31 protein-coding genes are annotated in these 26,479 nt (G+C 60.5%); 13 read left to right on the forward strand and 18 right to left on the reverse strand.

Annotated features, from left to right (window positions below; translation table 11 throughout):
• The first annotated feature begins 354 nt into the window (after nt 1-354).
• A complete protein-coding gene (locus IVB40_RS13735; RefSeq protein ID WP_247819094.1) occupies nt 355-537 on the forward strand; it encodes a hypothetical protein in 183 nt (60 codons plus the stop codon).
• 30 nt (nt 538-567) lie between these two features.
• Here the strand turns inward: IVB40_RS13735 and IVB40_RS13740 are convergent, their stop codons facing one another.
• Both IVB40_RS13740 and IVB40_RS13745 read right to left on the reverse strand, forming a co-directional pair.
• On the reverse strand, nt 568-1,227 hold the full coding sequence (locus IVB40_RS13740; protein WP_247819095.1) for a hypothetical protein: 660 nt from the start codon (nt 1,225-1,227) through the stop codon (nt 568-570).
• Between the two features lie 23 nt (nt 1,228-1,250).
• Entirely contained in the window at nt 1,251-1,490 is a 240-nt protein-coding gene (locus tag IVB40_RS13745; protein WP_247819096.1) for a hypothetical protein, read from the reverse strand.
• 374 nt (nt 1,491-1,864) lie between these two features.
• Here IVB40_RS13745 and IVB40_RS13750 point away from each other — a divergent pair, with 374 nt between their 5' ends.
• Nucleotides 1,865-2,707, forward strand: a complete 843-nt coding sequence (locus IVB40_RS13750; RefSeq protein ID WP_247819537.1) for a ribonuclease HII — start codon at nt 1,865-1,867, stop codon at nt 2,705-2,707.
• Nucleotides 2,708-2,710: 3 nt separating this feature from the next.
• Here IVB40_RS13750 and IVB40_RS13755 read toward each other — a convergent pair whose 3' ends face one another.
• Together IVB40_RS13755 and IVB40_RS13760 are read right to left on the reverse strand one after the other, a co-directional pair.
• Nucleotides 2,711-2,914, reverse strand: a complete 204-nt coding sequence (locus tag IVB40_RS13755) for a hypothetical protein (RefSeq protein WP_247819097.1) — start codon at nt 2,912-2,914, stop codon at nt 2,711-2,713.
• Nucleotides 2,915-2,926: 12 nt separating this feature from the next.
• Complete coding sequence (locus IVB40_RS13760) at nt 2,927-3,103, reverse strand: hypothetical protein (protein ID WP_247819098.1); 177 nt, start codon at nt 3,101-3,103, stop codon at nt 2,927-2,929.
• Between the two features lie 310 nt (nt 3,104-3,413).
• Between IVB40_RS13760 and IVB40_RS13765 the strand changes: the two genes are divergently transcribed.
• Entirely contained in the window at nt 3,414-3,785 is a 372-nt protein-coding gene (locus IVB40_RS13765; RefSeq protein WP_247819099.1) for a hypothetical protein, read from the forward strand.
• A gap of 40 nt (nt 3,786-3,825) precedes the next feature.
• Here IVB40_RS13765 and IVB40_RS35760 read toward each other — a convergent pair whose 3' ends face one another.
• From IVB40_RS35760 to IVB40_RS13790, 6 genes are all read right to left on the reverse strand, one after another.
• Nucleotides 3,826-3,957, reverse strand: coding sequence for a hypothetical protein (locus tag IVB40_RS35760; protein ID WP_256468214.1), 132 nt, complete (start codon nt 3,955-3,957; stop codon nt 3,826-3,828).
• Nucleotides 3,958-4,431: 474 nt separating this feature from the next.
• On the reverse strand, nt 4,432-4,779 hold the full coding sequence (locus tag IVB40_RS13770) for a hypothetical protein (protein ID WP_247819100.1): 348 nt from the start codon (nt 4,777-4,779) through the stop codon (nt 4,432-4,434).
• A gap of 385 nt (nt 4,780-5,164) precedes the next feature.
• Nucleotides 5,165-6,703 carry a hypothetical protein gene (locus tag IVB40_RS13775; RefSeq protein ID WP_247819101.1) on the reverse strand — a complete coding sequence of 513 codons (1,539 nt, stop codon included), beginning with the start codon at nt 6,701-6,703 and terminating at the stop codon, nt 5,165-5,167.
• Nucleotides 6,704-6,891: 188 nt separating this feature from the next.
• Nucleotides 6,892-8,631, reverse strand: a complete 1,740-nt coding sequence (locus tag IVB40_RS13780) for an ATP-dependent helicase (RefSeq protein ID WP_247819102.1) — start codon at nt 8,629-8,631, stop codon at nt 6,892-6,894.
• The gene (locus IVB40_RS13785; RefSeq protein WP_247819103.1) at nt 8,628-10,565 is read right to left on the reverse strand and encodes an AAA family ATPase; all 1,938 of its coding nucleotides are present in this window, start codon (nt 10,563-10,565) and stop codon (nt 8,628-8,630) included. The genes IVB40_RS13780 and IVB40_RS13785 overlap by 4 nt, the downstream gene beginning before the upstream one ends.
• 404 nt (nt 10,566-10,969) lie before the next feature.
• Nucleotides 10,970-12,286, reverse strand: a complete 1,317-nt coding sequence (locus IVB40_RS13790) for a site-specific integrase (protein WP_247819104.1) — start codon at nt 12,284-12,286, stop codon at nt 10,970-10,972.
• Between the two features lie 347 nt (nt 12,287-12,633).
• Here IVB40_RS13790 and IVB40_RS13795 point away from each other — a divergent pair, with 347 nt between their 5' ends.
• Complete coding sequence (locus tag IVB40_RS13795; protein ID WP_027567772.1) at nt 12,634-13,068, forward strand: hypothetical protein; 435 nt, start codon at nt 12,634-12,636, stop codon at nt 13,066-13,068.
• A gap of 15 nt (nt 13,069-13,083) precedes the next feature.
• On the opposite strand, the gene IVB40_RS13800 is transcribed toward IVB40_RS13795, so the two are convergent.
• Together IVB40_RS13800 and IVB40_RS13805 are read right to left on the reverse strand one after the other, a co-directional pair.
• Nucleotides 13,084-14,286: an FAD-dependent monooxygenase gene (locus IVB40_RS13800; protein WP_027567773.1), complete on the reverse strand. Its 1,203-nt coding sequence runs from the start codon at nt 14,284-14,286 to the stop codon at nt 13,084-13,086.
• A 19-nt stretch (nt 14,287-14,305) separates the two neighbouring features.
• A complete protein-coding gene (locus IVB40_RS13805) occupies nt 14,306-14,551 on the reverse strand; it encodes a zinc-finger domain-containing protein (RefSeq protein WP_007602543.1) in 246 nt (81 codons plus the stop codon).
• 304 nt (nt 14,552-14,855) lie between these two features.
• On the opposite strand from IVB40_RS13805, the gene IVB40_RS13810 reads away from it, so the two are divergent.
• Nucleotides 14,856-15,992, forward strand: coding sequence for a hypothetical protein (locus IVB40_RS13810; protein ID WP_247819105.1), 1,137 nt, complete (start codon nt 14,856-14,858; stop codon nt 15,990-15,992).
• Nucleotides 15,993-16,026: 34 nt separating this feature from the next.
• Nucleotides 16,027-16,782: an alpha/beta hydrolase gene (locus tag IVB40_RS13815; protein ID WP_247819538.1), complete on the forward strand. Its 756-nt coding sequence runs from the start codon at nt 16,027-16,029 to the stop codon at nt 16,780-16,782.
• Here the strand turns inward: IVB40_RS13815 and IVB40_RS13820 are convergent.
• Nucleotides 16,768-18,141, reverse strand: coding sequence for a hypothetical protein (locus tag IVB40_RS13820; protein ID WP_247819106.1), 1,374 nt, complete (start codon nt 18,139-18,141; stop codon nt 16,768-16,770). The genes IVB40_RS13815 and IVB40_RS13820 overlap by 15 nt on opposite strands.
• Nucleotides 18,142-18,416: 275 nt before the next feature.
• On the opposite strand from IVB40_RS13820, the gene cysE reads away from it, so the two are divergent.
• The 3 genes from cysE to IVB40_RS13835 all read left to right on the forward strand — a co-directional run bounded on the left by cysE (nt 18,417) and on the right by IVB40_RS13835 (nt 20,899).
• The gene (gene cysE / locus IVB40_RS13825; protein ID WP_007602549.1) at nt 18,417-19,241 is read left to right on the forward strand and encodes a serine O-acetyltransferase; all 825 of its coding nucleotides are present in this window, start codon (nt 18,417-18,419) and stop codon (nt 19,239-19,241) included.
• 151 nt (nt 19,242-19,392) lie between these two features.
• Complete coding sequence (locus tag IVB40_RS13830; RefSeq protein ID WP_027567779.1) at nt 19,393-19,611, forward strand: DUF3126 family protein; 219 nt, start codon at nt 19,393-19,395, stop codon at nt 19,609-19,611.
• A gap of 574 nt (nt 19,612-20,185) precedes the next feature.
• Nucleotides 20,186-20,899: an FAD-dependent monooxygenase gene (locus IVB40_RS13835; protein ID WP_247819107.1), complete on the forward strand. Its 714-nt coding sequence runs from the start codon at nt 20,186-20,188 to the stop codon at nt 20,897-20,899.
• Between the two features lie 164 nt (nt 20,900-21,063).
• On the opposite strand, the gene IVB40_RS13840 is transcribed toward IVB40_RS13835, so the two are convergent.
• Complete coding sequence (locus IVB40_RS13840; RefSeq protein ID WP_247819108.1) at nt 21,064-21,771, reverse strand: hypothetical protein; 708 nt, start codon at nt 21,769-21,771, stop codon at nt 21,064-21,066.
• Between the two features lie 221 nt (nt 21,772-21,992).
• On the opposite strand from IVB40_RS13840, the gene IVB40_RS13845 reads away from it, so the two are divergent.
• Both IVB40_RS13845 and IVB40_RS13850 read left to right on the forward strand, forming a co-directional pair.
• On the forward strand, nt 21,993-22,322 hold the full coding sequence (locus IVB40_RS13845) for a hypothetical protein (protein WP_007611845.1): 330 nt from the start codon (nt 21,993-21,995) through the stop codon (nt 22,320-22,322).
• Between the two features lie 90 nt (nt 22,323-22,412).
• On the forward strand, nt 22,413-22,943 hold the full coding sequence (locus IVB40_RS13850) for a gamma carbonic anhydrase family protein (protein ID WP_247819109.1): 531 nt from the start codon (nt 22,413-22,415) through the stop codon (nt 22,941-22,943).
• Between the two features lie 2 nt (nt 22,944-22,945).
• Here IVB40_RS13850 and IVB40_RS13855 read toward each other — a convergent pair whose 3' ends face one another.
• Nucleotides 22,946-23,110: a hypothetical protein gene (locus tag IVB40_RS13855; RefSeq protein WP_247819110.1), complete on the reverse strand. Its 165-nt coding sequence runs from the start codon at nt 23,108-23,110 to the stop codon at nt 22,946-22,948.
• A gap of 142 nt (nt 23,111-23,252) precedes the next feature.
• On the opposite strand from IVB40_RS13855, the gene IVB40_RS13860 reads away from it, so the two are divergent.
• Together IVB40_RS13860 and IVB40_RS13865 are read left to right on the forward strand one after the other, a co-directional pair.
• Nucleotides 23,253-23,555: a hypothetical protein gene (locus IVB40_RS13860; RefSeq protein ID WP_247437671.1), complete on the forward strand. Its 303-nt coding sequence runs from the start codon at nt 23,253-23,255 to the stop codon at nt 23,553-23,555.
• A 103-nt stretch (nt 23,556-23,658) separates the two neighbouring features.
• A complete protein-coding gene (locus IVB40_RS13865) occupies nt 23,659-24,021 on the forward strand; it encodes a hypothetical protein (protein ID WP_247819111.1) in 363 nt (120 codons plus the stop codon).
• Between the two features lie 172 nt (nt 24,022-24,193).
• Here the strand turns inward: IVB40_RS13865 and IVB40_RS13870 are convergent, their stop codons facing one another.
• The 3 genes from IVB40_RS13870 to IVB40_RS13880 all read right to left on the reverse strand — a co-directional run bounded on the left by IVB40_RS13870 (nt 24,194) and on the right by IVB40_RS13880 (nt 26,479).
• Nucleotides 24,194-24,688 carry a hypothetical protein gene (locus IVB40_RS13870; RefSeq protein WP_027567787.1) on the reverse strand — a complete coding sequence of 165 codons (495 nt, stop codon included), beginning with the start codon at nt 24,686-24,688 and terminating at the stop codon, nt 24,194-24,196.
• Nucleotides 24,689-24,864: 176 nt separating this feature from the next.
• The gene (locus IVB40_RS13875) at nt 24,865-25,596 is read right to left on the reverse strand and encodes an aspartate/glutamate racemase family protein (protein WP_247819112.1); all 732 of its coding nucleotides are present in this window, start codon (nt 25,594-25,596) and stop codon (nt 24,865-24,867) included.
• A 4-nt stretch (nt 25,597-25,600) separates the two neighbouring features.
• The gene (locus IVB40_RS13880) at nt 25,601-26,479 is read right to left on the reverse strand and encodes an ABC transporter permease (RefSeq protein ID WP_247819113.1); all 879 of its coding nucleotides are present in this window, start codon (nt 26,477-26,479) and stop codon (nt 25,601-25,603) included.

Consider the following 26,479-nt stretch of genomic DNA (forward strand, 5'->3'; position numbering starts at 1 on the left):
AATAGGCGCGCTCACCACGCGCGGCGTTCCGCTTAGCTCTGGCTTCGCCGGCGAAGATATCCTCGTTCGAAAAACAACCGTGTTTGCATTTCGGGATCAGCTTCTGCAGCTCATGGCGCAGGTGAAGCAATTCCCCCTGAAATAACTAACAGCTTTCCTCCCCCGTCCACGAAGCAACCCGTCCTTTGATCTTGCCGACTGAAGCACCTCGGCGGCTTTGGGCAAGCGCGGGCTAAAGCCCTGGCGCTCCTCCTCTCACGTTACGGTCGCAGGCGATGCAGCCAGCCTCCTCCGGCGCTCCCAGGCGTCGCAAGAAGGCCGCGATGTCCGTGGCCGGAATTGACGGAGGAAATCATGAGAGTTATTTCACAAAGCGAATTGCTGCGCGCCACTAAATTCGAGCTGCAGGTGCTCCTGCGCGAAATCGCGGCGATGCTGCCGCACCTGCCGGAAGGCTCGCACGAACTGCGGATCGCTCATTACAATCTGCACAACATCCGTCTTGCAATAGCAAGGCCGGAGCTCAGGCCGCGCTAAGCGCCGCCTGACGCTTTCTATTGGCTGTGCTTACCCCGGGTTTCGGTCAGCGGGGCTTTTGAAACGTCCCGCGTTAGTGGCAATCGCTCCTCCGGCGACGATCGAAAGCGTTCCAAACCAGACGAAGGCTCCGGCCGACTTTGCGATTGCAACGGCATTCGCCACTGAAAGGGAATAACCCGCCGTTGCCACCGCACCGACCTTTAGTTTATGCCGCCTCTCTCGAAAGGTGAGATCGTCTTTCGCATGCCGGGCTGCCGCGCAAACATCGTCCTTCAGGCGGCGCAACGTCGCGATGGTCCTGTCTGGATCGAGCACCGGGTCGGATAACTGGTTTCGCAGGCCGGCGGCATTTGCCCCAATGGCGTAGGCGACACCTTCACTTATGCCGCACGCCCGCAACGTTTCTTCCTCGAAGGCGATGAAGGTAGTGAATTTCCTGGCGTCAGCTACGATGCCGGCCGCTTCGCTCTTGAAATCGGGTCTGTTGGTCAGACCGGCTGCAGCCCTGAAGATTTCATCGATGCCGGCATCGATGCTCTTGCCGAGCGCCATGCAGAGTTCCTTAAGTAAGTCCCTGAATTCTGCCGCTGTGAGGCTCTCGGGATTGAGATGTGCGCGGTTCAGCTTTTCGGTGATTGCAAAGAGTGCGCGATGATAGGAAGGGTCTGCGCCGGGTGTTTGCACCATACGGCTTTCTCCCAGTTGCTGCTCTAGGCGCGGCGGAATCCCAACGCGGGCGGCGGCGAGCCTGCGGAGCGTTCAATCGACTGACTAAGCTCGTAGCCTGACCAGATCGACACAGCTGTCCCCGCGGCGATTGACAGCGGCAACAAGGGCTGCGCTTCCGCTGAGAAGGCGAACATCGCGGTTAATCCCATAGCCGTGCCGGCGATGGAGAGAAGCAGGCCGCTGCCCGCGCAATAAAATTTTTGTTTATTCGTAACTTTCATTCGGCACCTCTGGGTAAAATATCCTAATGCTCTTCAAAATCTGCTGGCAAACGCATTCGTTCGCCGGGCTTCCGGCCGCCGGAGATGGCAAGCGCGCCCGAGTTTGTAACTATTTTGTTTTCAGCAATTTCCTTCTCTTCGAAACGTCTTTCATGAAGCCTTCCTCGAAATTCACGGTCAGCAATTTGATCAATAGAACATCAAACCAATACTCTGTAAAGCTGCCGGAGATTACGTAAACAACCAATAGGTGTCGCGTTTAATCTGAAGAAAAACAGCGCATTCCTGTGGACTCACGGCGTATTTGCGCCAGTTTCAGACATTCGCCACAAAGCTTGGCGACAGCTCCGCGATCAACCCCTACCGAGGTTACCGTGACCCGTTATTCACTGGACGAACTGCGCCAGCGCTATGTCATCGAGGGCAGGCCGCTTGAGGCTAGCCTCGAAGAAATCCTGCGCGCTGACAGCCGCGCGGGAGCGCGCGCTATCCTGGCAATGATCGAAAAGCGCCGCTTTGAAAATCGGTCCGAAGGACAGCGGCTTCGCAAGATGCTGCGCTTTGAAACGCTTCTGTGGGACGAAGGGCAGGATGCTGTCGCGGGCGTCGATGAGGCCGGAATGAGCCCGCTTGCGGGGCCAGTCGCCGCTGCCGCAGTTATCCTGAAGCCCGGCACGCGCATAACCGGCATCGACGATTCAAAAAAGCTGGATGCGAATTCCCGGGAAGCTCTCGCGATCGAGATCAAGGAAAAAGCGGCTTCCTGGTCTGTCGCGTTTGTCGAAGTCGAGGAGATCGACACCATCAACATCTACTGGGCCGGCATCCTCGCAATGCGGCGGGCTGTTGAGGGGCTCGGGCTAACGCCGCAGCATCTCCTGATCGACGCGAAACGCCTGAAAGAGGTGCCGATCCCGCAGCAAGCAATCATCAAGGGCGACACCAAATCCGCCAGCATCGCAGCCGCGTCCATTCTGGCCAAGGTCTCGCGCGATGCGCTGATGCGAACGCTCGACATGCGTCATCCCGGCTACGGATTTGCCGATCACAAGGGCTATCCGGTGCGCGCCCACTATGCCGCCCTTGCTCGGCTTGGCGCATGTGCCGCCCATAGACGTTCGTTCGGTCCTGTGCGTGAAGTTCTCGGCTTGCCGCCGCTGCCGCCCTGGCCCCTGGCGTCCGAACGCGCCAGTGCCACCTCAGGGACGAACGACTAAAGTCTACTTGGCCGGCGCGCCTGTCGTTGTCTGGCTGGACGGTGCGGTCACCGTTACATCATGACCCTGCCGCAGCGCGAGTGAAGCCGCAGCGATTGCGGCCTCGAACGCAGCTTCCTTCGTGGCGTATTCATTCTCCGCCTTGCCGTCATGACGCACCCGCCATGTGCCTTCGGTGCCAACGATCTCGTATTTCGCGATGCCCATGACTGCTCTCTTCTAATCCGCGTCGTCGACCGATTTGGCGGGCTGAGTGTTGCTTGGGGGATCGGATGCCGGGAAGCTGTCCTTCAATCCCTTTTTCAATTCGTCATCCGACTTCTTGTCGGCGGCCGTGCGCTCTTTCGGCGTATCTGCATGTTTGTCAGCCGGTGCCGGATCGAATTTGTCAGCCATGGCAGTGTTCTCCACTCATGACAAAACGCCTGATAGCTTCGGTGGTTCCTGCCGGGGGCCTTAGCTCGCGCGCCATGGATCGCCAACTCACGGCGCCTTACGATATTTGCTTCGGGCCGGCGTAGCCGGAATTTCGGCTGCAAAGCGCTGGCGTCCGGTGGCGTATATTCTCGTCCGGCGTTTCGCGTTTGCGGCCGTTGATCCTTCCGCGACCGCTGGAATTGAGTCCTGTAGATCGCGCAAGCCGCGGAATTGGCCGAATTGTCTCCGCTTTTTGCGGACGCGTGCAACAATATGTTAAAATCTTAGTATGACGTTTTCCGCTTCCGAATTTATAGAACTGCTTGTTGCTTCTGATTTGACTGACGATCAGGTTGAGCAGGTCGTGAAGATGTTTCGTCAGGCCGAGCGCGCCCTCGATAAGGCAACTCCGTCTTCGATAACTTTGGATTTCATGGTCATGCGCAGGAAGGTAATCCTGAAAGATGCGTGGCGAAAGCCATGGACGCCGCCTGCGCTTGCGCCTGGCGTCAAAGCGCCCGATGGCGCGACCGCCCCCACTCGGTCCGGGCCGACTGAGGCCTATTTGAAGTCGTTGGAAAAGTACCAGGAGAAGTGGCAGCGAGAAAGCGAAGTCGCTTTGCTGAAATCCGCTCAGAAGCCGAAAGGCCCGCTAAACTGACCGGCTATGACCCGGCTGCACTTCGACGCAAGAGATCGCATCAGGGCGCGATCTCTCGTACGAGCTTCTCGTAGGCATACCATACCATGAGGTTCTTGAAGCGATCGAAGTCTGAGAGCATGTCCGAGCGGCTGAAACCGGCGATCATCTCGGCCACGTTTGCGTAGCCCATGTCTTCGGCGTCGGCGACGGCCGTTTCACAAAGCGAGCACGGAATTACGGGTGATCCGAGCGGCAGGGAATCGAAGTTCTGGATCGGGTGTCGGAAGAAACTTCTTTCGGACTGGCGAGCGCCGTTGAGCGAACCCGTTCATAACGAGCGCACCCGCGAGAGTAACCCGCGTGCGGACAACAGTCCGTCAGCCCAGCCGCCCAAAGCTCTCTCCGCCAGTCGGAAACGGCTGCCAAGCCCCGAGTATCTGGCTTACGCCGTGTCTATCGGGAACAAGTGGCGCGCCGAAGCCGAAGCGAAAGATGCCGAGAGAGAGCGTGAGAGCGAGCGTGCGCGTAGAGAAGCACAGATCGCGCTGCTCAAAGCAGCTCCAAAGCCCGAGGGGCCCCTCAGCTGATCATTGCCGTGACTTCGAGGCCTTTCGCTTCCGCAGCGCTTTAAGGGACGATAATGGCCTGCGCAGAAAGATCGCGCTCAAGGCGCGATCTCCCGGGCGAGCTTCTCGCAGGCGAACCATACCATCAGGTTCTTGAACGTCCCGATATCCTGCAGCATGTCGTCGCGCCTGAAGCCGGCGATCATATCTGCGACGTTTTTGCAGCCGAAGCTTTCAGCCTCTTCGACAGCCATGTCCCAGATTTCGTCTTCGAAGCGGTCGAAGATACAAATCGTGTCGGCCGTGTAGGTGATGCAGGGGAAGCCGCAATCCGCACCATGCTCCGCGATGTCACGCGCCTGCTGTTTGAGGTTGGCATTGAACCATGAGCGAAAATCTTTCGTGCGGATTCTGAGGGATTTACGTTGAGAGGACCTGTAGGGCATCTGAAGCTCCTTCGCTTTCTGAGCCGCCCCGAGTGGCGGTCTCGATGCCGTGTGAAGGCGACGGCGGAAAGCGGATGCGGAACTGGAGCCGCAGGCGGAAGCGGCCCGGCCTGCCGGAAGCCGAGGGTGCAACCCTTGCAGCGTGCGCGCGCTGGCGCAGCGTTAAGGCATTATGTGAGACCGCTGAGTGCGGATCATAAAGAGAAGTGAAGGATGGCGGACACGAGACCTGCGTCACGGCCCTGGATCATCGCGTTCGCGATCCGCGCAATTGGGTCAAGCCCGCGCGGGCGCACCCGGCAGGCGGGTAGCGCATGTGGCGGGACAGTGCTGTCCCGCCGGGCCATTGATATCGGAATCCGCCGGAAAAGCGATGGGGTCGTTGCTATGCATCGGCGGGTACTGGATCGAGCTCGGCCGTGATACGAGCAAGGGGATGTTTGAAATAGTGATCTCGCATTGCGTTGCGAATTGACGGGGAGGAAGCTTTATCGACGTAAATCTTCATGGCCTCCCCATCTTTCCATCCCACAGCATAGTCCGCTGGATGGGGTGAACTTTTAAGCCAATCAAGCGCGTCGGTCGCGATGGGGCCATTTGTCCAAAGTTCGAACGTTAAAGGTGTACCTGAAAATCTTCCGTCTGCGCGCAAGATCTTGTAAAGGAGCGGCACGCGATCATCACGCCACTTTTGAACCTCGGTTAAATTGACACGACTGCCGGGCATTTTCGATTTGCACTCGATCACGAGGGCGCCGTTGCCATCAGGCCGGTCCAACAATACATCAGTTTCAGCGGCGCGACCGGTTTCATAATCGGTCCACTTTTCGCCCGCTCGCAAATATCCTCCTTCGACCTCCTTGACTAGCGAGCCGACGACAATTTCGAAAAGGGCGCCTCGAAGATTGTTAGCGGCACCTTCAATACGAGTCAGGCTGTTCAATAACCGCTCGATATGTTCGGGATTCACCGACGCGGTAGCGCCAGTATCGGTTAGTAACCGAATCAAATCTCGCAAGGCTTTGGCAACATCTTCACCAAAGAGATGGGCGGTAGTTGTCGCGAGAATGCCTCTGCTGCGTGCTAGACCAAATCCCTTACTTGTAAAGGTATCAGCGATAAGAAAGGGCATGATCGGAGCCACCTTCTGCGGCGCTGATGCGAGATCATGCTTCCTGACAAAAGCGGCTACTGCATTTTCGTCTAAGGCGCCGCGCAAGTTAACGTCGCAGACCACAAACCCGGGCTTCAAGCCTTTACTTGACGGGCTGACCAGTGGGCGCGCATATGAAGGTGCTGACAGGTCCCAAGTTATGCTCGATACAACCGGAGCACCGTCATCACCTCGAACCAGCACCTTTTCAAAGCTGGCAAAGCCGGTTTTGCGGCACCACTCCTTCATGCCATGCAAAACGACGTTTTCTGCAATTAAACGCGCTCTGATTTGCCCGGTGGTATCGCGGCCGTAGGCATGAGGCTTGAACCTGACGAATGGTTCACCAGTTCCGTCCTCATTGAATTCTTCCAGGAGCTGGATTGCCTTCAGGCGATCAAGAATTCGGGATGGCGAGAGCTGGCGCATGCGAGCGTCAGCTCCGCCGCAGACGCCCGCAAAAAACTTACGCGGATAGACCCCGCCGCGCGCCTTGAGGCCACTGACAGCGCTCCAGTAAGACTTGCCGTGTTCACGAAATACCCGTTCAAGTGCCAGCCAGTAGTCCTTGTTCCCAAATTGGTCATCGAGATAAACAAAGCGAGCGTTATGAGGAAACCGCAGGCCGGCAAGGCGCTTTAAGTTATCTCCCGCGCGTGCAATCCGCTGACGTGCCGAAGCTGCAGAAACGCCTTCGTTGGCGAGTTCGGATATAAGCTCGGTGGTCAGGGAAGGACCGACCCTCCGAAGGAGGTCTGTAATGCTAGACATGGTCTCACCGGGTCGTGTCACACTGCGCTATTTATAACAGCTTCTCTATCTCAGGGTCTCCATTTTTCCTCCTTGGCTCATGCGACGAATCGTGCTGGATTATCAATAAGTTACCCGCAAAGATGTGCGCCTATTAATTAGGCAATGTCACACCAAAATGTCTCAGGTGCGGACTAGAGAGCTCGTGCTTAGCTATTTTCCAGGTTGTGGAGCTTGATTGAGCACCCCGTTGCAGTCAGCAGCGCAACCAACCGGGAAGCCCGGCTTTTTGGTACCGCAATCGCCAGCAAACGCTCGGCGCGTGAACAGCCAACGTAGATTTTTCGAGCTTCCTCCTCGGCGTCGGGCACGCTGTTACCCTCAAGGAGATCAAGAATTTGGCCCGAGGTTTTGCTAGTTAACACGACACACACGCCAGGAAACTCAAGACCTTTCACGGAATGAATTGTACGCGCCGGGGGCGAGTTCTCTGGCGGTGTTGCTAGCGCAGTTACCAGCTTCGTGTCGTTCCGTAATCGCTGGTTGATTGTTGAAGAGCCAATCAAGCCACTCGCGAGCAGAGTCCGAGCCTTTTCCAACCATTGATCAGGTGTATCGAATGGATCGAAGCGAAGTCCGTTGGCGATCTTTATGATTTCAGGCCGCCAGGTGGCATCGACGATTCCTTCGCTTTGAAGATAATTGTCGTACTCAGTAGTCGTCGCGATTTTTGCTTGAATTTGCAAAACGACCTTATGGACGGTGACCAAAGCTTCGCGACGGCTTCCGACTGCAAAGGCGAACTGATAGTTCATTACAGCCTCAGCCAGCTGCAGGGTCATGTGCGACGTGTGCCCCAGTATTGGCTGACCTATTGCCTTGGCCGCACTTGACCGGGTTGAGGCCAAAACCGGCGCTTGATGAAGCGGAATACCATTTTCCAGAGCAAGCCGCGTAAATTGGCGACCAATCGCAGGAGGCACACCGCTTCCGCCGTAAGAAATGACATGTATCGGCGTCTGGCTAAATTTATTCGGGCCCGTCGGCTCGTCGGGGGTTAGACGAGCGGATGGCGGCCGCAAGGCAACAATGGCCGCGCAGATCGCAGGCGTCGAACGAAAGTTGCCACTGATGGAAAGACGGTTGGATGGGGAGAAAGTATCAGCGTATTTGAGAAGCTCATCTGTTACGCCCCCTCGAAATTTATAAATCGATTGATTTGGATCGCAAACCACCTTGACGGTGATACCCGCCTTCATAAGCCAATCGACGATAGCTAGATCAGCGGGGTTACAATCTTGTGCCTCGTCAACAAATATCTCGCAAAAGCGAGCCGCGAGAGCGGCACCCACTCGCTGCGAGAAATCCTTATCCGCAAGCCGCTCACTTACAGACACTCGCACATCATCGAAGTCGATCAACCCATTGGTGCGCGTTGAATCAATTATATGTCGCGCTGCGGTCTCGTAGGCCTTTGGCGATCGGAGTTCAGTATTAAAGCCCGCTTCCAGAGCAAGTTTGGGATCTATTGCGCCCGTCGCTCTGTCAAAGCACTTAAGCGGAAGAGGTTGAGCATCATCGAAAGGTCTCACATGGAAGCTGTTTTTGTCCGGCACTAGTCGTGGAAGTGCGTCGCAGCCTTTCATTCCGAAAGGAACGATGAGGAACTGCCAGAGAAAACGATCGAAGGTTCCGATGAAGCTTGGGAACAACGGAGCGGGTAGAACGCCAAACGCCCGTAGTCGGGCTTCTAGTTCGTCGACTGCCGCATTCGTAAACGACAAGAACGCGACGCCCTGGCGATAGGACGGACCCTCTAGTATTTGTCGCGCGCGCTCCACCATCGTACGGGTTTTACCTGCGCCCGGACAGGCCGTTATGAAGGCGGACGAGTCATGATAGATGACTTTGCGCTGCTGTGTCGTCGGGTCGAACGCGCTTGCTTTCACGATGCGACAAAGCTCTCTATTGCGTCCTGAATGTATTTTGGAACGGTAAAGGGCGAGCCATCTTCGATCAGGCGGGCCAGGATCTGTGCAAAATCACCCTTGCGAGTGTTCTTGAAAATTGCGTGAATCCGGCTTGCCCGCTCGTCGCCGCTTAATTTTACAGCTGATTGCCACTTCTTTTTCGATCGAGGGTGAAGTTCGAGGAATGCCCTTTCCAGGATTGCATCGTTGCCGGCTTCGAGAAGCTCGGTTTCCAGCGAGTAGGTGCTCGTAACCACAGTAAGGTGATTGGTACCCTTAAGCGTCACCGCAAGCTGTTCTAGAGCTTGTTTGCGCCTTTCACCCGGCGTGAGTTCTTCTGTTGGCAAGGTGAGATCGTCGGCGCCAATTGCTTCGTCTTCGTCCAGTTCTTCCTCAGGAGTGCCTTTATCGCCATCCGTAATTACCACCAGACGATCGGCGATACGAGCTTCGTTGATCGATGTGAGCAAGAGGGTCACGTAGGGTGCGAAATCAACACCGTCGATGGGAATAAAGACTCCAGATTGAAACAAGCGTAGCTTTTCCGGATGACCTTTTAACGAGTGGTGCTTGGCTATTGCCGGGAGCAACAGTGCTTCGGCGATCCCTTCCATAAGTAGAATCCGACCGCCAAATAGAAGCGCCGCCTTCGTAACATCGAGATACCGATCAATCTTGCGGCGATCGACAGGATCGAGGGGCATCGACGCCAATGGGATGCAGCGCGTTGATCTCCGTAAAGCAGCTGCCGTTACGGCTGCGGCGAGCGCTTCGGTCTCGCTTTCAATAGTAGCATTATCTTCGTGACTTAGTGCCTTCTCAATTACCGTAGAGTCGGCAACGGTCGATTGGATTGCCTCATTGCTGGTTTTTGGTTGCCCCGACGAACCAACAGCGGATTTGAAGACGACAACACGATCGCTGCTAACCCATGCAGACAAATTCGGAGAGTGCGTCGCGACGACGACCTGTAGTTCGCCAGTTGGCCCGTGATCTTCGGGGGCTTGTTTACGAGATTGCTCTGCTTGCTCACGGAGAAATGCGAGAACCGCCGCTTGCAACTGAGGGTGCAAGTGAGCCTCAGGTTCCTCGACGAGGAATATTGTCAGATCAGTTGAAATGGCCTTCTCAAGTTCGACAGCGATGATCGCCATGAAGAGGAGATTCGCATAACCGTGCCCCGAATACCTTAAGTCTTCAGGCGCGACGCCGTGGTCTGCGAGCTTGAAGCGGAGGTCGCGCGCAATGTCGACCAAGGCTTCATCAGTAGCAAATCCTATCGATGCAGTCTGCCTGCGGACACCGGAAGTGAGTGCGTTCAATCCTTTTTCAACGGCACCATCGACCTTTTGGAGAACTTCGTGTGAATGAGTCCGAGCAAGCTCTTTTGCGAGCTGCACAGGAGATGTTCCGGCAAGAAAATGATTTAGCAAAGCCATGATTCGCGTGGGATTCCCGGAAGCCAGAGAACGTTTGGCGTCCCGCAACGGCGGAAGGTAAACGTGCCTGATCATGTCATGGCAGCCAGGCTCCGCGGTGTTTCCCTCCTTACCCGCCCACAAAACTGGTCTTGAAGTTGCCCGTGTGCCGTCATAGCGAAGACCGAAGGAGGCCTTCGTTAAGGAAGCGTCGGTCGCTGCAGATATAAATCGGCCCTGTTGTCCGATAGTCAGACCCGAGAAGTGAGCCGCTAATTCGAATTGACCGACGTTGCTTTGGAAGCGGACATCGGTCGGTTCGCAATAAATATCCCTCCGTCCGCCCAGTGGGAGCGTCAGCAACCTGATCGCGTCAATCGCGTTGCTCTTACCGCCATTATTCTCGCCAACGAGCACTGTGAGGTCGCTTTGAAAAACGACTTCACCTGACTCGAATGACCGGAAATTTTTGAGATGGGCGCGCTCTAAAAACATGAACCATGCCCCCGCACGGTAAAAAAATCGCGCTAATGGTGCGGGCGGCCGGAATCGAACCGGCACAGGCCTTGCGGCCCTACGGATTTTCGTACCACTACGGTTTTCACCGCCGCCCGAAGGGCGTTTGTGGTCTGGACTATCCCTTCACCTTGACGTTGTACGCTTTAGGTGCTGCCCGTCTAGTCTCTACACCTTCCTCCCCCAAGAATTTTAGAGGAAGCTTGGCTCGGGATTGCCATTTGAGAGGTTTCCCCGAATTTGAGCAGTTCTGCATCTGCGGTTTCCCGCCGAGCACTCAATCTTCTAAGTCCGTTGCGTCTACCAGTTTCGCCACGCCCGCACTGCCTTCATCTATAGCGAAGGGATCGGAGTCGGAAAAGCGGTTTATTTACATGATATTGTTATGGTTTTCTGTTTCGCGGTGATCTGGGGCGAGGCGCCGGTTCGTCGTCGTCAGTTTGCCTCGGTCGTTTTTGCTTGCGGACGTTGATCGCGGTGGTGTCGAGCGTATTCACCAGATGGGCGGCATAATACTTCTCGATCATCTCGACGCTGGTCCGGCAGTTCTTTGCGATCTGGTACACGTCCGCGCCTTCCATTAACCGCAGGCAGATGTAGGTGTGCCTGAGCGAATAGGCTGTGCGTGACTGACCATCGCGGTCCTTCTTGAGCTCCAGTTCATTGAGGATGATGTCGAAAAGCTCATGGTGCCGTTTCGGGAAAATAAGGTCAGTTGGCTTGGGCAACCTTTCAACGACGATCTCTTTGCCGTCCTCATCTTTTTCGGCGACCTGACGCAACCGTTTTTGCAGGCGTTTGAAAGGTTGAACCGCGCCGGGCATGCTTTTGCAGTATCCTACGCCGCGCTTGCCGCGCACCTCGATCTCCAGGATGGTTTCGTTAAGACCGTCGTCATGCGCGACCTTTACGTCCCGGAATTGAAGTCTCCAGGCTTCGTCAGGCCGCAGGCCGGTATTGACCATGAACAGAATGAAATCGTGCAGCTGCTCGCTTTCCCAAGCGTAGCGTACCCGTTTGGGGTTTTGAGCGCGTTCGCGGGTCGCCTGATAGAGGCGTTTGTATTCGTCGGGCGCGAGCCACGCCCGATGGGAGATTTTGCCAGACTTTTTGTACGGTTCCGACAAGTCCGGCATCATCTTGAGCCAGCTGTGGCGCACAGCGGCCTTTAGCACCTGGCGGATGACCACCACTTCCTGATGAATGGTGTTGCGGGCAGGCGGCTTGCCGTACAGCTGCATCGCCTTTTCGTGGCGATAGACCCGGTAGTCCTGCAGAAGACCCGGCGTTATCTCCGGAAGATACTTGTCAGCCATGAAGGGGTAGATGTGATTGTCGAGACGGCGGCGATGCGCGCCGACATAGACCGGACTGCGCTGGCCGTGCGTGAGCACGGTGTATTCGCGTAGGAATTTCTCTGCGGCGAAACGGAAGGTGACTTCCCCTTCCCATTTTTTCTTGTCTTTAAGTTCGCCCCTGAGGAGTTTTCCTTGCAGGGTGAGATACCAGTCCTTTGCGACGTCCTTCGCTTGAGCGAGGCTTTCCTGCCTGGTGGTAGCGCGGTGATTGAAGCCCTTGAGGAAGGTCGCACACTGCCAGTATTTGCTGTTCTCACGTTTATAAACGTGGAGCTCGCCTCCCATCAGCTCGTGATGCGCTGACTCTTGATCCCCTTTCACAACCGCCTCGCTGAAATACAATTATAGCACGAAATGTGTAATAACTGTGTAGCAGATTTTGGGTCGGATATTCGAGAGATAACGACGTAGTATGCTGTTATTATTGGTCTTTTTTCAGCAAGTAAATTATACGATCACAATTTTAAGTCCCTTGCGTCTACCAATTCCGCCATGCCCGCTTGATCCAACGAGATCAATCACTTAAGTCCCTTGCCGGCGGTCTGGAATTGGCGTTTGCAGGCCGGAGGGGCGGTTCTTCCTTAGGCGAGCCGGCGGCACAAGGCAAAGCCTCAATCCGGACATCTGTTGTTGCTTTAGGCATTCTCAATCGACGGGGACTATTCATCCGACATGTCAGCTTTGATTCGATGTCTGCTTTGACCCAATATCGCCTGCGCACGTGCTGCGTGGCCGCCGCGCTGCTCGCGGCCGGCTTCGCGCAGTCCGGCTGCGCCGGCATGAGCGAGACGGTCGCTCCGGCGTTTGCCGATCCCGGCAAGTACGAATTGTACGATTGCAAGCAGCTCGAAGGCGAGCGCAAGTCGCTCGCTAGCCGCACCATGGAGTTGCAGAGGCTGATGGACAAGGCACAGACCGGCGCGGGCGGCGCCGTCGTGTCGGAGCTTGCCTATCGCAACGACTACGTCGCGGTCCGCGGGCGGGCGCAGATGGCCGAGGACGCTTGGCGCCGCAACAAGTGCCGGGAAACGCCGCCCGAAGAGAAGCCGGCCGCTGCGCCGGCGCCCGCGGCCAATCCTGGCCCGATCAAGCCTGGCCCGAAATCGACAAGAGCAGTGCGCTGAAACCAGCGCCTCGCATCAGGGTCGCCAGCCGTAAATCCAGTCCTGCCGTGCCAGCATGCGTTCCGGGCCGAGGGCGCGGACCGCAAGATCGCGCGCGTATGCGAGCGGCCCACCGAAATGGTAGATGCGGCCTTGCTGCCGCGCGGTCCGCTGCACCCGCCGCACGCGCGTCTGGCGCGTACGCCCGTATTGTCTCAGCGCAGCCGTGATGCCCGCGGTGCTCTCGGCGATCTCAAGGCTCAAATGCTGCGCGAGCACCGCGGCGTCCTCGATCGCCATGCCGGCGCCCTGCGCCGCAAACGGCAGCATCGCATGCACGGCGTCGCCGAGCAGCGCGACCGGGCCTTTGCTCCAGGGGCAGTCGTCGGGCACGTCGAACAGCGCCCATTTCCGCCAGCTATCGACCGTGGCGAGCATCATGCGCGCCGCGGGCGGCCAGCGTGGCGCGGCGAAGGCGTCCATCACCTCGAGGGGATCGCCGGGCGTGCTCCAGCCTGGTCTGTTCCAGGTGCCCGGCAGCACCGCGACCACGTTGATCTGGCGTCCGCCCGCGATCGGGTAGGCGACGAGATGGGCATTCGGGCCCATCCAGAGCTGGACCCGGCGCGCGGTGTAGTCCTTCGGCAGCTGCGTGGCATCGAGCGTGCCGCGCCAGGCAATCAGCCCGGAGAAGCGCGGCTGCACCTCGGGAAACAGATGCTGGCGCACCGTCGACCAGATGCCGTCCGCGCCGATCAGCGCACTGGCGAGATCGCTGCGCCGGATCGTGCCGCTGCGATGGACGACCGTCAGCCCCTTGGCGTGAGGCGCGACGTCTTCGAAGGTCGCGCCGAGTTTCAGATCGATATCGGGATGGTCGGAGACTGCGCCGGCGAGTGCGGATTGCAGGTCGGCGCGGTGCACCACCCAATAGGGGGCGCCGGCGCGCGCGGCGGCGGCTTCTCCCAGCGGCATGCGCAAGAGTTCGCCGCCGGCCCGCGCACTCATGATCGAGACCGCCTCCGGGATCACGGCACGCAGCCTGAGGCGCTCGGTGAGGCCGAGCTCGACCAGCACGCGGCTGGCATTGGGAGAGAGTTGCAGACCGGCGCCGACTTCCTCGAGCCGCTCGGCCTTTTCCAGTACGACGATGCGGAAGCCGCGGGCCGCGAGCGCAAGCGCGGCCGTCAGTCCACCTATGCCGGCACCGGCGATGACAATTGTTCGGGAGAGCGCCACCCCTGACCGATGGAAGCGATCAGGCGACCTTGTCCTTCAGGACGCATTCCGGCGGACGGGCTTCGCCCGCCTTCAGGTCGGCGGCGAAACGGTACAGCGTCGAGCAGTAGGGGCAGATGATCTCGTTGTCGTTGCCGAGGTCGAGGAAGACGTGCGGATGATCGAACGGAGGGTTGGCGCCCACGCACATGAACTCTTGCGAGCCGATTTCGATGACGGGGACACCGGCATCGTTGTGGAAGTGCGGGACGACATGGTCGGACATCGTACTCATCCTGGAGTGGCAATGGCGGCAGACACAATCACGACTGACGCGGCATTATTAAGGCGCCGCGGACCATACTGGTGGGTGTGGATGATTGCTAGCCCAGCGGAACCGAAAGCCCCGCAATGCCCCATGCTCATTTGCTCATGCAAATTCGACACAATCTTGCGGCCTGAGAGAAGCCCTTCTTTCGTCGGGGACGTTGTGTCGCAATTTTGGCATACTATGTCTGTGGACGAGCGTAATTGCGACGAAAGACGAACCGTCAGGCGTCAACGATCTCAGGACCGTCCAGGCTCTCCGCATGAAGTGGTTGCGAATCAGCACAGCGTTGACCGGTATCGTGGCGTGCGGCTTCATGCTCGCGCAGGTAGCACCCCATGCCCGCGAGGCCGGCGCGATTCTGGCCGCCCAGGACGATCCCGCCGCGCTCTCCGAGATCAAGCTCGACGCGCTGCTGCGGCACAACGACCGCCTGATTCAGGACAACATCGAGATCGCGCTCGCATCGGGCGATGCCGATCTTGCCGACAGTTTTGTCGCGTTGGCGCGCGACCGCAACATCGCGCTGCCTGACGACCTCCTGAGCCGTGTCGGCGATGCGGCCAAAGCCGAAAATTCCACCTCGCATTTCGCAAAACGGTTTGCCACCGGTCTCGTCACCGGCAACGCGGACGATGTTGCGAGCCTGTCGGGGACCGTGGCCGGCGATCTCTTTGTCATCGGCGACATCCGGGACGTCGTCCGGGAGGGCAAGCACCTCGCGATGGGCGAGGAGACCGATCGCCTGGTGCTGGGCCTCGCGGCCGCGGGTCTCGCGGTTACGGCCGTGACCTACGTCTCCGTCGGAGGTGCCGCGCCGGTTCGCGCGGGGCTGACGCTGGTGAAGGACGCGCGCAAGGTGGGCCGGCTCGGCGAGGGACTGGCGGCATGGGCCGGGCGGTCCGCGCGCGAGGTCGTCGATACGCCGATGCTCCAGAACGCGGTTGCCTCCGGCTCGGTGCTGCGGCCGGGCCAGACCTTGAGCGCGATCAAGGCCGCGTTCCGCGCGGAAAAGGCCGGCGCGCTGGTTCGGCTCGGCAAGGATGTCACGCGCGTCGTCGAGAAGACCGGCACGCGCGGCGCGATGGATAGCTTGCGCATCGCCGAAGGCCCCAAGGACGTCGCACGCGCGGCGCGGCTCGCGGAAGCGCAGGGCGGCAAGACGCGCGCGATCCTGAAGCTGCTCGGCCGCGGCGCGCTGCTGCTGATCGGCGGGGCGTTCAATCTCGCACTCTGGCTGTTCGGTGCGGCCTTGACGCTGTTCGGCCTGTTGTCCTCGATCAAGGCGACGACGGAGCGCCTGACCCAGGCCTGGTGCGATCGCAGACGGGCGCGGCGACTTCGCCAGGCCCGGATCGCCGCCGAAGCCGTTCTGGCAAGCGCTGCCGTCACGGCCTAAGATACCTCTTCCCCTCAAGATTGCGGAACTGATGATGCCGAGCTTTCACAACGGCGCCGTTGAAATTGCCTATCTCGACGAAGGCGAGGGCGATCCGATCATCCTGGTGCACGGCTTTGCCTCCAGCAAGAACGTGAACTGGGTCTATCCGACCTGGGTCTCGGAGCTGCGCAAGAACGGCCGCCGCGTCATTGCGCTCGACAATCGTGGCCATGGCGAAAGCGCCAAGCTCTACGAGCCCGCGCAATACTCGATCCCGACCATGGCCGGCGACGTGCTCGCGCTGATGGATCACCTCGCCATCCCGCAGGCTGATCTCATGGGCTATTCGATGGGCGGACGGATGACGGCCTGGCTCTCCCTCAACGAGCCGCAGCGCCTGCGTTCGGCAATCCTCGGCGGCATCGGCATAGGAGGCCTGATCGAGGGCACCGGGCCCGGCGAGAACGTCGCGAAGGCGCTGGAAGCGCCCTCGCTCGACGACGTCTCCGATCCCGTCGGCCGCACGTTTCGTGCTTTTGCAGACCAGACCCGTTCCGACCGCAAGGCGCTGGCCGCCTGCCTGCGCGGCACGCGCGATCTCATGACGAAGGACGAAGCCGCGCGCATCGACGTGCCCGTGCTGATTGCGGTCGGCTCGACCGACGACGTCGCGGGTTCGGCCAACGCACTCGGTGCCATCATCCCGGGTTCGGAAGTGCTCGACATTCCGAACCGCGATCACATGCGAGCGGTCGGCGACAAGGTCTACAAGACCGGCGTGCTCGATTTCCTGTCACGCCGCGGCTGAGGTCTCGTCCGCGGCCTCGTCGCCGAACGAGCGAAACAGCGCCATCAACACCACGAAGGTGGCAACCCACACCATCCGCGCGCCATAGCGGTCGTGTGGTCCGGAAATCACGCCGCAGATGAAGGCGTTGCCGAGCAGCGCCAGCACGACGGTTGCGGCCAGCAGCCTCAGATCGTCGAGCCGGCGCCTCCTGAGCGCGTGGCCGAGCAGCGCGACCAGCCCCAGCATCGAGGCGAGCGCGACGGGCACATGCAGCCAGTTGACGTAGTCGAAGTCGAGAGCCCAATTCTGCTGGCGCGCCGCGCGCATCGGCGTGACCTGGGAGGGAATGTAGCGCTCGATGATGCCGCGGGTGTGCGGGATCCAGCCATTGGTGCCTTCGCCGGTCGCGACATGCAGCAATTGCTGGCCCAGCGCCCGCAACGCCGCGCCGGCCTGCCAGGCCGGATAGTCGGCGAGCGAACCCACGACGATGGTGCCCATCTCCTCGTTCATGCCTTCGAAGCGGCCGAGCGTGTTGAACATGCTCTTGCCCCACAGGAATTCGTCGGCGGTCGCCGGCAATTGGTCGCGATAGGGGCAGAGTTTGAGTTTTTCGCGAGGGCAATGGTCATTGAGATAACGCGCGACGATGCCGTCCTGCATCATGCGGCCGAAGGCGACGCCGGTGCCGCCGGGCGTCCATGTCCATTTGCCCGACAGCGCGTGGTTCGCCGACACCAGCATCAGGCCGCCGGTGATGATGGTGAGGCTCGCCTGAGCCAATCCCGCGATCGGAAGCCGGGGCCCCAGCAACGGCCGCGCCATCCAGCCCGCGACGCAGAGCCCGAGCAGCACGCCGAGCGTGGCGCTGTGGGTCGCGGCGGCAAAGGCGGTGAAGACGAACAGCGAGATTTTTTCGAGCGCCGAGGTCCGCGGCCCACCGATGACCAGCAGGAATAGCGACAGCACCGACAGGCCTGCAAAAATATCGGTGAGCAACATGCTCGCAAGCCAGGGCAGCGCGGTCGACAGGATCAGGAGCAGGCTGATCGCGGCGAAGCGGAACGTTTGCATCATCGAGAGCACGCGCAAGGTGAGCTGCAACAGCCACAGCGTCGCCAGCGACTGGACCGCGAGGTTGATCCAGAAACCAGAACTCTCGCCATAGTGCAGATAGATGCCGAACACGGTGGAGCGGCTCGGGACGAGATAGCCCTCGTACCAGCGCGCCAGATAGCCTCCGGTATCCCATTGCAACAGCGGATAGCCGTTCCAGAACGCCGGCGCGATCATCAGCAGCGGCAGGGCGATCGCAGCCAGCCGCAGCCAGAGTGAGCCCGCGGCGCCCGCGCGCGCATGATCGGTGGTGATGGTCAAATCCGCTCCGTCCTCACTCGGACCATGCCCGCAATCACGGTTGAGGCGGAATTCACCAATAGTTTGACGCCGCCCGGCTTGAATTTGGCGAAACCCTGACCATTTTGAGCCGAGCTTGCCGCCGGGGGCGTCGGAAGAAACTGTTGTGATTCAACGCGTTGGCATGGCCTCGCTGGGCAACGCACTGTTCACTCTCAGGCAAGCCCGTCAGGACTTTGTCGCCTAGACTGTGTTATAGAACCAGTGAAACGAGCCAATTCGAAAGAGCAGATCTCATGGCAGTGCATCAGGTCAATCCGGGAGGAAAGCTCGCAACGCTCGATCCGATCTGGGATCGGATCCGCGGCGAAGCGGAGGACATCGTCCATCGCGAGCCAGAGCTTGCGACCTTCATCTATTCGACGGTGCTGCATCACAGTCGCCTGGAAGATGCGGTGATCCATCGCGTCGCCGATCGGCTCGATCACTCCGCGCTGTCGGGCGATCTCGTGCGCCAGACCTATGACGAGGCGCTGCGCGACGATCCCGATCTCGGCAACGCCTTCCGCGCCGATCTCGTCGCCGTCTACGACCGTGACCCCGCTACCTCGCGCTTCATCGACCCGTTGCTCTATTTCAAGGGCTTCCACGCCATCCAGACCCACCGCCTCGCGCATTGGCTTTATCTGAAGGGCCGCAAGGACTTTGCGTATTATCTGCAGAGCCGCGCGTCTGCGGTATTCCAGACCGACATCAATCCCGCCGCGCGCATCGGCCGCGGCATCTTCCTCGATCACGCCACCGGTTTCGTCTGCGGTGAGACGGCGCTGATCGAGGACGACGTCTCGATCCTGCATGGCGTCACGCTCGGCGGCACCGGCAAGGAGAACGAGGACCGCCATCCGAAGATCCGCCACGGCGTCCTGATCGGGGCCGGCGCGAAGATCCTCGGCAATATCGAGATCGGCCATTGCGCGCGCATCGCGGCGGGCTCTGTCGTGGTCAAACCCGTGCCGCACAACGTCACGGTCGCAGGCGTGCCCGCCAAGGTCGTCGGCGAAGCCGGCTGCGCCGAGCCGTCGCGCACCATGGATCAGATGATCAACGCCATGGGACTTTGAGATGGGACTTTGAGAGGGGACGTCGAGCTTGTCGGAAGGGGCGGATTTTCCGCCCCCTTCGCCCCAAAAATTCTTTGGCAATTCATGCTGGCGGTTGCTCGCGTCTCGTCCTAAAACCCGCGCCAACCCAGATTTCGATTGGAGACTTGCCGTGGACGTGAAGGAAGTTAGGAAGCTCGACGCGTACCTGAAGCGCGTATTCGGCAATTCCAAGATCCGCGTCGTGCCGCGGCCGAAGAAGGATGATTCCGCCGAGGTCTATATCGGCGAGGAATTCATCGGTGTGCTCTTCGTCGATGATGAGGACGACGATCGCTCGTTCCAGTTCCAGATGGCGATCCTCGAGGACGATCTCGTCGATCAGGAGTGATGCGACCGATTGGTGAGACGGAACTTCTCGCCCTCACCATTTAGTGTCTGACGCGGCGGTGCGACCGGCCGACGCTTTTCCCACATTCCGTCCATGCGAACAGTGCTGATCTCCGGGGCGGGGATTGCCGGGCCTACGCTCGCGTATTGGCTGCGTGCCGGAGGCTACGAGCCGACGCTGGTTGAACGCGCGCCCGCGCTTCGTCGTGGCAGCTACGTGATCGATTTCTGGGGACTGGGGCTACGACATCGCCGAACGGATGGGGCTGTTGCCGGCGATCGAAAGCGCCGGCTACCGCGTCAGGGAAATGCGGATCGTCGACGGTCGCGGCCGGCGAGTCGCCGGATTTGGTACGAACGTCCTCGACGATCTCACAGGCGGGCGTTACGTCACTCTGGGCACGAAGCGATCTGTCGCGCCTGCTGTACGGTACGGTCCGCGATGGTGTTGAAACGATCTTCGATGAGGAGATCGTTGGCCTGGAGCAGCAGCCTGAAGGGGTCGACGTCCAGTTGCGGCGGGGCGGGAGCCGACGTTTCGATCTCTCGTCGGTGCTGACGGCCTGCATTCGCAGGTGCGCCGCCTTGCGTTCGGCTCGATCGGGACGTTCGAAAGAAATCTCGGCTATGGCGTCGCGGCATTCGAGACCCGCGGCTATCGCCATCGCGACGAGAATGTGTACCTGATGCACAACCGGCCGGGCCGTATGGTTGGCCGTTTCGCGCTGCGCGATGATCGCACCTTGTTCCTCTTCGTGTTTCGCGGTGATGCAGGCGAGCCTGCCGCACAGAAGGCACAGCTGCGTGATCTCTATCGCGACGCCCGCTGGGAATGCCCAGACATTCTGAACGAACTCGAGCGCACCGATGATTTGTATTGCGACCGGGTCAGCCAGATCAGGATGGACGGCTGGTCGCGGGGCCGCGTCGTGCTGATTGGAGACGCTGCGTTCTGCGTCTCGCTCGTCGCCGGGCAGGGCTCGGCTCTGGCCATGATCTCTGCCTATGTGCTTGCGGGAGAACTCGTACGCGCCGACGGGCGCCACGAGGAAGCATTCAGCGCCTATGAGACCCACCTTCGCAGCTATATCGGCGCCAAGCAGCGCGGAGCGGAGCGCTTCGCCGCGGCATTTGCGCCGCGGACGTCATGGGGATTGTGGTTTCGCAATCAGGTCGTGAAGGCGTTCTCGTTGCCGGGCGCGGCGAAATTCGCCATCGGCCGAGACCTTGCCGACAAGCTGGATCTGCCGACTTATCGCTGGAGCGATCGCAAGGCGATCGGCGTTTGAATGGCCCGGGGCTTTGAATTTTTTTTCGAAAAATGCGAATTGTCGGAGGGGGCGAATTTTCGCAGGCTGGCTTCGAAAATACGAAGTCATGCCACGCACTTGGCTACTGTGCATGGGGTTGTTTTCGCAGTTTTTGTTTTGGAGGCTTGGGGCCGCGCGGCCGCTTACCCCTTCGGTCCCCGCAACTGCATCGTCAGCTTCTCCATCGCTTCCGCCGCATCGCGCCACTGCGATAGCCAGCTGCGCGGAAAGCGGAAGGTGAGGTCGGCGCCGCCGACGCGGCGTTCGGCGAGGCACATGCCGGGCGTCGCTCCATCGCGGGTGCAGCGCGCGGTCAGCGCCGGACTTGCGGCAGAATAGAGATCCTCGCTGCCGTACGGCGTATCGGCGCGGAACATCCGCATCGTCAGTCCGTCCTGGGGCATTGCCGCGGCCTGGTCGAGATAGCGCGGATAGATCGTGGCGGTGCGCTGCTCGGGCGAGAGCTCATCGCGATGCGCGGCGATCGACAGGAAGATGCGGTCGATCGGCTGCATCGCCGCATCCACGCTGTCGGCGGTGACGTGCTTCGGCGCGCCCGGCGGCTCCAGCGAAGGGTACAGGAAGTCGAGATCGATCCGCTCCTGCGGCCCGGAGTGGCGCTGGATCTTCATGCGGATCGCGTTGGTCGGCAGGTTGAACAGCGTGCCGCCGACGCTCACTGGCAGCTTGTCCGGGGCGCTCGCGCCGCTCGAGCCCCAGGTCGGCCACAACAAATAGGCGACGAGCGCGACGGCGCACACCGCGGCAATGCCGCCGAGCACGATCGGGATCACGTGGCCCCGGGTGCGCGCCCGGGGAGACTGAGGGGAGGTTGCCGAAAACACCGTCATGAGCCGCGCGAATGAGCCGGAAGTCGGCGGATGGCCGACGAATCAGCGGCGAATATGCCACGTGGTGGCGATTTCGCGGAGCGTTCACCGGCTGCAGGGAAGGGAGAGAGGCCTGCGTGGGGCGGCTGGCGGCGTTAACCTTCCCTTAAGGATAATGTAGCGTTAACCGGCACTCTTTGTCACAGGAAGGCTCTGGCGTTGCGTAAGGGCGGACCGTTCCGATGACACCTGAAGCTCTCAATACATTCTTCTCGATCGGCATCGGTTTCGCGCTCGCAGGCGCGCTCGTGAGCGGATACCAGACGGTCGCACAGCGGCCCGCCGGCTTCGGTCTGTTGCAGGACGGCGTGGCGCCGAAGACCTTCGCGGCGGTTCCGTTTCTGGTGTTCGCGGCGCCTTTCATCATCATGCGCAACACCCTGCGCGGCAGGCAGCTGGAGAGCCGTCGCGTCGAATTCGTGATGATGGCCACCGTCATCGCCGGCTTCTGGAGCATGATGAGCGGCACCTTCTTCCTGATGACGCTCCGCGCGGCCGGCGTTCTGGTCTGATGCGCGCGCTGTAGGGCTGCCTGCGCGGCAGCCCTTTGCGTCAAGGCTGCCGTTTCGCTATGGCTGGGGTTGACCCGACAGGAGACCCTCATGGCGATCTACGAGCTCGACGGGCAGGCGCCCGACCTTCCCGCCGACGGCAACTACTTCATCGCCGAGACCGCCACCGTGATCGGCCGCGTGCGCCTGAAGCCGGGCGCGAGTGTTTGGTTCGGCGCAGTGCTGCGCGGCGACAATGAGTGGATCGAGATTGGCGAGGGCGCCAACGTGCAGGACGGCTCGACCTGCCACACCGATCTCGGTTTTCCGCTTAACATCGGCAGGAACTGTACGGTCGGCCATAACGTCATCCTGCACGGCTGCACCATCGAGGAGGGCGCACTCGTCGGCATGGGCTCCATCGTGATGAACGGCGCCAGGATCGGCCGCAACAGCATCGTTGGCGCCGGCTCCGTCATCACCGAGGGCAAGGAATTCCCCGAACGGTCCCTGATCATCGGCTCGCCGGCGCGGGTCATCCGCACGCTCGACGACGCCCAGGTGCAAAAGATGGGCAGCGCGGCGAAGTTCTACGTCGCCAACGGCCCGCGCTTCACGAAGGGCCTCAAGCGGATCGGGTGAGCTCAGCTTCCTTCGGACTCGCGCGCTTCTAGTGCGCTTGCGACCTTCTCGTGCCCCGCGGACCATAGAGCATGCTCGTCGCTGCCGTCCTGATACGGATTGGCGTCCGCCGGAATGTTTTGACGCGCCGCGCGTTCGCCTTCTGCAAAAGCATCGCGATCGTTCATCGTGACTGCGCCTTTCTGTTTCCGGAGCAGAAGATCAGCTTGAGCGTGATCGTGCCCGCCTTCCCGGTTTCAAGCTGATGCGACGGCATTTGTTCCGGAACCGGTGTTGGCTGCGGCGGTTGACGGGCGAAGGAGAATTTCGATGGCCAGCTTGCCTACAGCCCGTTCAATCAAGACCGTGATCGTGATCTTCGCCCTCGCCGCGATGCCGGCCGTATCGTTTGCGCAAGCCACCGGCGGCTCCGCAGGATCGGCCGGAGGTGTCGCCAATTCTCCGGCTCCCGCGCCTGGCACCAACAGTCTAGGTACGGCGCAGTCATCGGGAGCGAATGCCTCCTCCGGAACCACCACCGGGACCGGTGCGGGCGGATCCACCGACGCCGCCGTCAACGCGGAGAACCGGCTGCTCGACAGGAAGCTCAAGAGCATCTGCCGCGGCTGCTGATGCTCGCGCGGAAGTGAGACAGTGAAGCTGTCAGGAACGCCTCAAGCCGATTAGCTTGGTCCTGCTTTGAAGCGTGGAGCGTCTCCACGCGGAGGATCGAGTGATGTTACGCAAGATGATGATGGCGGCGCTCGCCGTCGCGGCAGTCGCGCTGTCGGCCCCACAGGCGGCCCAGGCGCGGGGCGGTTTCGGCCACGGTGGCGGCGGTTGGGGCCATGGCGGAGGCTGGGGCCACGGAGGCGGCTGGCGCGGCGGCGGCTTCTGGCCGGGAATTGCCATCGGGGCGGGTATCGCCGGCGCGGGTTATTACGGCAGCTATTACGGCTATGGCCAGCCGTATTACGGCGATCCCTATTACTATGGTACCGGCTACGACGATGGTGGCTATGGCGGCTGCTACGTCGTGCGCAAGCGCGTCATGACGCCATCGGGCTGGCGCATCCGCCCCGTAGATGTCTGCGAATAGGCGGCGGTACCCTTAAAAAACAAGGTCGCTGACGCAATATACCGTCAACGACCTTGCCAGCCCCGGACATTGAAATCGGCTCACGCCATCCGGTAACGGCGAGCATCGCTTGGAATCACACGGGCGAATGTGATCCAGTTCACAAGTCCAAAAATTTAGGCGGGCCGGCTGCTCAGCCGCGCGAGCGCTTGCGTGCATTGGCATGGACACGATGCCGTGCAGGTTTCCTGCGGGTAACCGAGGGAGTCTCCGCCTCGCTCGCCCGGGCGCTGGCAAAGGATTGCCGCAGGCCGTCGATGGAATCGTTGAGTGTCGTGACCTGCTCGGACAGACGCTTGGTGTCGGCCTGCTGGAATGCGAGCAAGCGCTTCACACTCTGAAGCTGGTCCTGCACGACTTGAAGCTGGTCAATCGATTCCTGCTGGGTTGCTTCCAGCCCCTTGGTCTTCTCGACCAACTGCTCGGAGGCTTGGGCGGTGCGAGCCTGAAGCTGCCGCGACGCCACCACCCGGTCGGTCTCGGGGGCTGAGCCGGTATAGGCGCGCCAGATCGCGATCGAGGTCACACCGGCGATCAGCAGGAGCAGGGCGGCGGCGGTCAGCGCGATGGGCTGGGCGCCGAGGCGAAGAAGCGGGTTGGACGGTGCGTCCTCTGCGAGATCGATCATCGCTGACAAAACCCAAATTGAAACTTGGTGAGTGGCGAAGACCGGCAACCCTGAGGCCGCCGGGTGTCCCGAAAGCGTTACGTTTCGGCAAGGAATGGGACCAAAAAGAGGCTAAGAGCAAAAAAACCAACAATCATGAGGCCTTGAGGCCTCCGAACGCCCGTCAGGGGCAGAGATCAGGGCTGAAACGGCGAAAACGGACCTGAATAGGTCTTCGAGCGCGGCGCCGCATAGGGCCCGAGCCGGGAGGTTTTCAGTCCCAGTCGCACCAGTGATTCCGCCAAGGTCACCGCGGCGGCGACGCCGTCGATCACGGGCAGGCCGTGCATGGCGGCGAGTTCATTGGCGAGATCGGCCATGCCCGCGCAACCGAGCACGATGGCCTCCGCGCGGTCGTCGCGGATCGTGGCCGTGATTTCCATGGAGATTTTTGCGAGCGCGTCGGTGTTGCGCTCCTCCAACGCGAGCACCGGCACCTCGGCGGCGCGGACGCGGGCGCAGCGTTCGGCAAGGCCGTATTTTCGCAAATTATGCTCGATCGGCACGACGGAGACACCGAGCGTCGTCACCACGGCGAAGCGCGCGGCGATCAGGCTCGCCATGTGAAAGCCCGCCTCGCCAATGCCGATCACGGGTGCCTTTGCCGCGGCGCGCGCGGCGTCGAGACCGGTGTCGTCGAAGCAGGCGATGATATGCGCGTCCGCGCCGTCGCGATCGGCCTCGCGGATGCAGCCGAGCATGCCTGGGACGGCGAAGGCCTCGTCGTAAAATCCTTCGATCGAAACCGGACCCATCGCCGGCTGGCGCGCGTCGATCAATGTGTCGGGCAGGACGATGCTGCGCGCCGCGGCGGCAATCTTCGCCGTCATCGACGCCGTGGTGTTGGGGTTGACGACGTGGAGTCGCATCAGATCAGACAAGCCCTTTGCCGGCGTCCGAGCCTTTGGCCGCCTGCCGCCTGTTCAACACGTGGATGGTGCCGAGTGCAAGGCTGATCACCGTGAACGAGACGGCGGAGATCACGGTGCCGAGCGCATAGATGTCGGGGTTGGTCACGGTGGTGGTGAGGCCTTGGAGATCGAGAGGCAGCGTGTTCACCGCACCGATCGCCTGGCTGGAGCGTGCGAGCTCGTCCCAGGAGAGGGTGAAGCCGAACAGGCCGATACCGATCACCGAAGGCAGGATGATCGGCAGCACGACATGACGGAAGGCCTGCCACGGCGTCGCACCGAGATCGCGCGCGGCTTCCTCGAGCCTGGGATCGAAGCGGTTGAAGATCGCGAACATGATGAGCAGGCCGAACGGCAGCGTCCAGGTCAAATGTGCACCGAGGCCCGAGGTGAGCAGGCCCATCGAGGTCTCGAAATTCTCGTTCCAATGCGCCTTGATCAGGTCGTCGATGATGCGGAATTCGAGAGAGATGCCGAGCGAGGTGATGATCGAGGGCACGATCAGGCTCGCGATCGCCGAGTAGAACAGGATGCCTTGCGCTTTGAACTTCCTGCGGAACGCCATGCCGGCCGCGATTGACAGTACGACGGTAACGTTCATTACAATAATGCCGAGCAGCAGCGAACGGCGAAAGGCCGCGCCGAGATCGACGATGCCGGTGCCTTGGAAGAGTTTTGCGATCCAGAAAGTCGATACACCGTTCATCGGGAAGGTGAGGCCGCCCTGTGGCCCCTGGAACGACAGCACGTAGATCGCGATCATCGGGCCGTAGAGAAACAGCGTGTAGGCCGCGAAGAAGATCGCAAGCACGTAGAAAGAGCGCGGGCGTCCTTCCTTCAT

It is taken from the genome of Bradyrhizobium sp. 40 (assembly GCF_023100925.1).
GTDB lineage: Bacteria > Pseudomonadota > Alphaproteobacteria > Rhizobiales > Xanthobacteraceae > Bradyrhizobium.

Excerpts from the sequence above, each read along its gene's own strand:
- IVB40_RS13875 (WP_247819112.1), bottom strand. The coding sequence starts at position 25,596 with ATGCGACTCCACGTCGTCAACCCCAACACCACGGCGTCGATGACGGCG.
- IVB40_RS13760 (WP_247819098.1), bottom strand. The coding sequence starts at position 3,103 with ATGGCTGACAAATTCGATCCGGCACCGGCTGACAAACATGCAGATACG.
- IVB40_RS13860 (WP_247437671.1), top strand. The coding sequence starts at position 23,253 with ATGGCCAGCTTGCCTACAGCCCGTTCAATCAAGACCGTGATCGTGATC.
- IVB40_RS13845 (WP_007611845.1), top strand. The coding sequence starts at position 21,993 with ATGACACCTGAAGCTCTCAATACATTCTTCTCGATCGGCATCGGTTTC.
- IVB40_RS13850 (WP_247819109.1), top strand. The coding sequence starts at position 22,413 with ATGGCGATCTACGAGCTCGACGGGCAGGCGCCCGACCTTCCCGCCGAC.
- IVB40_RS13880 (WP_247819113.1), bottom strand. The coding sequence starts at position 26,479 with ATGAAGGAAGGACGCCCGCGCTCTTTCTACGTGCTTGCGATCTTCTTC.
- IVB40_RS13795 (WP_027567772.1), top strand. The coding sequence starts at position 12,634 with ATGTCTGCTTTGACCCAATATCGCCTGCGCACGTGCTGCGTGGCCGCC.
- IVB40_RS13775 (WP_247819101.1), bottom strand. The coding sequence starts at position 6,703 with ATGTCTAGCATTACAGACCTCCTTCGGAGGGTCGGTCCTTCCCTGACC.
- IVB40_RS13770 (WP_247819100.1), bottom strand. The coding sequence starts at position 4,779 with ATGCCCTACAGGTCCTCTCAACGTAAATCCCTCAGAATCCGCACGAAA.
- IVB40_RS13745 (WP_247819096.1), bottom strand. The coding sequence starts at position 1,490 with ATGAAAGTTACGAATAAACAAAAATTTTATTGCGCGGGCAGCGGCCTG.
- IVB40_RS35760 (WP_256468214.1), bottom strand. The coding sequence starts at position 3,957 with ATGGGCTACGCAAACGTGGCCGAGATGATCGCCGGTTTCAGCCGCTCG.
- IVB40_RS13865 (WP_247819111.1), top strand. The coding sequence starts at position 23,659 with ATGTTACGCAAGATGATGATGGCGGCGCTCGCCGTCGCGGCAGTCGCG.
- IVB40_RS13765 (WP_247819099.1), top strand. The coding sequence starts at position 3,414 with ATGACGTTTTCCGCTTCCGAATTTATAGAACTGCTTGTTGCTTCTGAT.
- IVB40_RS13870 (WP_027567787.1), bottom strand. The coding sequence starts at position 24,688 with ATGATCGATCTCGCAGAGGACGCACCGTCCAACCCGCTTCTTCGCCTC.
- IVB40_RS13815 (WP_247819538.1), top strand. The coding sequence starts at position 16,027 with ATGCCGAGCTTTCACAACGGCGCCGTTGAAATTGCCTATCTCGACGAA.
- IVB40_RS13855 (WP_247819110.1), bottom strand. The coding sequence starts at position 23,110 with ATGAACGATCGCGATGCTTTTGCAGAAGGCGAACGCGCGGCGCGTCAA.
- IVB40_RS13840 (WP_247819108.1), bottom strand. The coding sequence starts at position 21,771 with ATGACGGTGTTTTCGGCAACCTCCCCTCAGTCTCCCCGGGCGCGCACC.
- IVB40_RS13810 (WP_247819105.1), top strand. The coding sequence starts at position 14,856 with ATGAAGTGGTTGCGAATCAGCACAGCGTTGACCGGTATCGTGGCGTGC.
- cysE (WP_007602549.1), top strand. The coding sequence starts at position 18,417 with ATGGCAGTGCATCAGGTCAATCCGGGAGGAAAGCTCGCAACGCTCGAT.
- IVB40_RS13805 (WP_007602543.1), bottom strand. The coding sequence starts at position 14,551 with ATGTCCGACCATGTCGTCCCGCACTTCCACAACGATGCCGGTGTCCCC.
- IVB40_RS13735 (WP_247819094.1), top strand. The coding sequence starts at position 355 with ATGAGAGTTATTTCACAAAGCGAATTGCTGCGCGCCACTAAATTCGAG.
- IVB40_RS13755 (WP_247819097.1), bottom strand. The coding sequence starts at position 2,914 with ATGGGCATCGCGAAATACGAGATCGTTGGCACCGAAGGCACATGGCGG.
- IVB40_RS13785 (WP_247819103.1), bottom strand. The coding sequence starts at position 10,565 with ATGTTTTTAGAGCGCGCCCATCTCAAAAATTTCCGGTCATTCGAGTCA.
- IVB40_RS13740 (WP_247819095.1), bottom strand. The coding sequence starts at position 1,227 with ATGGTGCAAACACCCGGCGCAGACCCTTCCTATCATCGCGCACTCTTT.